Origin of the sequence: Micromonospora maritima (assembly GCF_902825405.1) — a bacterium.
GTDB lineage: Bacteria > Actinomycetota > Actinomycetes > Mycobacteriales > Micromonosporaceae > Micromonospora > Micromonospora maritima.
In genome coordinates this window covers 1-3357 of the sequence record NZ_CADEAU010000545.1, presented here as the reverse complement: position 1 = coordinate 3357, position 3357 = coordinate 1, and the positions used below count along the sequence as shown (strand labels likewise).

Sequence of the window (3357 nt, the reverse complement as noted above, 5' to 3'; positions counted from 1 at the left end):
ACCGCCACCCCGGCGGCGGCCGGCACACCGGCCGGCAGGCCGCCGGCCGCCCAACCGACGAGCACCGTGCCGGGCACCCAGACGACCACCGCCACGGCGTCGGCGAGCACGAACCGGCGGTACGGCAGTCCGGCCGCCCCGGCCACGCGGGGCACCAGCGTGCGGACGAACGCGGTCCAGCGGCCGAGCAGCACGGCACTTCCGCCCCGGGCGGCGACAAGCGCCTCGGCGCGCCGCCACCGTCCCTCCCCCACCCGACGGCCCAGCGGTCCGCGCCGCAGCTTCGGGCCGAGCAGCCGTCCCTCCAGGTAGCCGAGCTGGTCGCCGGCGAACGCGGCGGCGGTGGTCACCGCCAGCGCGACGCCCAGGTCGACGTGACCGGTGCGGGCCAGCAACCCCACCGTCAGCATGGTGGTCGCGGCCGGCAGCACCACACCGGCCAACAGTCCCACCTCGCCGGCGAGCACCGCCGCCGCGACCAGCAGCAGGAGGCCCGGCGGCAGCGCGTCGAGCCGGTCCACCAGGGAATCCAGGAAGGTCATGGTTACCAGCGTCGCGGCCGGGCCGGGCGACGACGTCCTGCCCGCGGCCGGTCCGGGTCCTCCGGGTGGCCGGTCGTCGCCCTAGGGTCCACCCGGATCCGGCACCGGGTTGAACCCGTCGTCGACCAGGCCGAGCCGATGCGCCACCACTGCGGCCTGGACCCGGTTGCGCAGCTCCAGCTTCTCCATCGCGGCCGAGACGTGGGTCTTCACCGTGGTCACCCCGAGGTGCAGCCGAGCGCCGATCTCGGCGTTGGACAGCCCCGCGCCGACAAGCGCCAGCACCTCCCGCTCCCGGGGGCTGAGCAGCCCGAGCCCGGTGGCGGCCGGGTCCGGGGCGCGGTCGCGGTCGTGCGCCGCGAGCGCCTGGCGCAGCACCCGGGCCAGGACCGGCGCGGCGAGCAGCGGCTCTCCCGACGCCGCCCGCCGCACCGCGTCGACCAGATCCTCGGGGGCGCCGTCCTTCACCAGGTAGCCCTGTGCGCCGGCGCCGAGCGCACCGTAGACGTTCGCGTCGTCGGCGAACGTGGTGAGCACCAGCACCCGAGCCGCCGGCTGCTGTCGCAGGATCCGCCGGGTCGCCTCGATGCCGTCGAGGCGCGGCATCCGCAGGTCCATCAGGATGACGTCCGGCCGCAGTCGCTCGGCGAGCCGGACCGCCTCGTGCCCGTCCCCCGCCTCGCCGACCACCTCGAAACCGCCCGCCGTCCGCAGCACCAGGCCCACGCCGGCGCGGACGAGGGCCTGGTCGTCGACCACCAGCACTCTGATCATTCGTTCTCCCTGATCGGCAGTCGGACCCGGAGCCGCCAGCCGCCGCCGTCGGTACCGCCTGCGACGAGCGTCCCACCGAGCAGACCGACCCGCTCGCGCATGCCGCGCAGACCGTGCCCGGAGGTCGGCAACCGGGTACGCGGCCGCACCGGACCGCTGTCCAGCACCTCGATCAGCAGGGCGCCGCCGGCCACCCGGACGTCGACCGAGACGACCGCGCCGGGGCCGGCGTGCTTCAGGCTGTTGGTCAACGCCTCCTGCACCACCCGGGCGGCGGTCGTCCCGACCACCAGCGGCACCCGGTGCAGCACCTCCGGCATCCGCACCTGCACCGCCAGGCCGGCCTCCCGTACCCGGCGCGCCGCGTCCCGGATCACCTGCGCCGGGTCGACGTGCGACTCGGCCTCCGCGACCGCGTCCGGGTCGCGGAGCACACCCAGCAGTTCCCGCAGCTCGTCCAGCACCTGGCCGGCGGTGTCCCGCAGCTCACCGAGTGCGAGCACCGCCTCCTCGGGGCGGCCGGTGTGCTGCACCGCGTACCGGGCCGAGCCGGCGCGCAACGCGATCGCCGCGACGTGGTGGGCGACGATGTCGTGCAGGTCCCGGGCGATGGCCGTGCGTTCGGTCAGCCGGGCCATCCGCGCCTCGGCCGCCCGCCGCTCCTCGGCCTCCCGGGCCCGCTCCTCCGCCGCCCTGGCGGCCTGGCGCACCCCCCTGAGGTAGCGGCCGAACGCCACCGGCGCGGCAGCGAACCCGGCCAGCATCAGCACCCGGAGCACGCCCACGCCGCCCCGCAGGACCTCCGTGTTGCCCGGGTCGATCACGTTGACAAGCGTCACCGTCAGGAACAGCCCGTACGCGACGGCGGTGCCCGGCCATCCCGACCGGTACGCGACGTAGCCCAACGCGACCGAGGCGGCGAACTGGGCGGTGTCCGCACCCGTCACCGTCACCGTGTCGGCGACCAGCAGCAGCGCCGATGTGGCGATCAGCACCGGCCACGGCCAGCGGCGTACCCCGGTCAGGACGAGTCCGGCGAGCACCGCGAAGACGCCGGCCCACGCCTCACGCGGGATGCCGGGGATGACGATCCGGGTGCTGACCAGACCCAGGGCGGCCGTGCCGAGCCCGAGCAGCAGCTCGGGCCACCAGGTCCACCGCCCACCCCTCATGCGGCCACGATACGGAGCGGGCAGGGTGGGTCGGCCCTTCCACCGGCCGGTGCCCCTCCTCCGACTGGCCGGTGTGCCGGCCCACCGCACGAGTCCCGGACCGGCGACGCGCGCCTAGCGTCGATCGACGTGATCAGCGACGCCCCCGCTTTCCTCGGCCAGTTCGCGCGGCACCCGTTCGCCACCGGTGCCGTGCTGCCCAGCGGTTCGGTGCTGGCCCGGGACATCACCGCCGCCGTGCCCCGCACCGGGCAGCCGCTCGTGGTCGAACTCGGCCCCGGCACCGGTGCCTTCACCCGGACCATCCAGCAGCGGCTGGCCGGACGCGGCCAGCACCTGGCGGTCGAGCTGAACCCGGCCTTCGCCGCCGCGCTGGCCCGCCGCCACCCGACCGTGGAGGTGGTACGCGCCGACGCCGCCGCCCTCGACCGGGTGCTGGCCGACCGCCACCTCCCCGCCGCCGACGTCGTGGTGAGCGGGCTGCCCTGGGCAGCCTTCGGCGCCGGACGGCAGATCGCCGTCCTCGACGCGGTGCTGCGGGCGCTCCGGCCGGGCGGTGCGTTCACCACGTTCGCGTACCGGCACGCGCTGACGACCCGTTCCGCGCGCCGCTTCCGGCGACTGCTGACCGGGTCCTTCGAGGAGGTCACCGTCGGCCGGACGGTCTGGTCGAACCTGCCGCCGGCCCTGGTCTACCACTGCCGACGGCCCCTGCCCCGCTGACGCGCGAAGGCCGGCACCCCTCTCCGGGGTGCCGGCCTTCGGTGGTGTTACTTGGTCCAGTGCTGGGCCACGATGTCGGTGGCCTGCTTCTCCCACTGGGCGTAGGCGTCGGGGTAGGCGGAGACCTGCACGGTCTGCGCGGCCTC

Annotated in this window: 4 protein-coding genes; 1 reads left to right on the top strand and 3 read right to left on the bottom strand. The window is 75.9% G+C overall.

Features of this window, described 5'->3' with window-relative positions; translation table 11 throughout:
• The 3 genes from HUW36_RS28745 to HUW36_RS28735 form a co-directional block, all read right to left on the bottom strand.
• Positions 1–542, bottom strand: a 542-nt coding sequence (locus HUW36_RS28745; RefSeq protein WP_217428894.1) for a DedA family protein, incomplete at its 3' end; no start/stop codon positions are given.
• 81 nt (positions 543–623) lie between these two features.
• Positions 624–1316, bottom strand: coding sequence for a response regulator (locus HUW36_RS28740; protein WP_174530985.1), 693 nt, complete (start codon positions 1314–1316; stop codon positions 624–626).
• Positions 1313–2488 carry a sensor histidine kinase gene (locus tag HUW36_RS28735; protein WP_174530984.1) on the bottom strand — a complete coding sequence of 392 codons (1176 nt, stop codon included), beginning with the start codon at positions 2486–2488 and terminating at the stop codon, positions 1313–1315. The genes HUW36_RS28740 and HUW36_RS28735 overlap by 4 nt, the downstream gene beginning before the upstream one ends.
• A 129-nt stretch (positions 2489–2617) precedes the next feature.
• On the opposite strand from HUW36_RS28735, the gene HUW36_RS28730 reads away from it, so the two are divergent.
• Positions 2618–3211 carry a class I SAM-dependent methyltransferase gene (locus HUW36_RS28730; RefSeq protein ID WP_246248372.1) on the top strand — a complete coding sequence of 198 codons (594 nt, stop codon included), beginning with the start codon at positions 2618–2620 and terminating at the stop codon, positions 3209–3211.
• Positions 3212–3357 lie beyond the last annotated feature (146 nt).

What these genes read in the sequence shown, in the direction of transcription:
- HUW36_RS28740 (WP_174530985.1), bottom strand. Translation starts at nt 1,316, where the DNA reads ATGATCAGAGTGCTGGTGGTCGACGACCAGGCCCTCGTCCGCGCCGGC.
- HUW36_RS28735 (WP_174530984.1), bottom strand. Translation starts at nt 2,488, where the DNA reads ATGAGGGGTGGGCGGTGGACCTGGTGGCCCGAGCTGCTGCTCGGGCTC.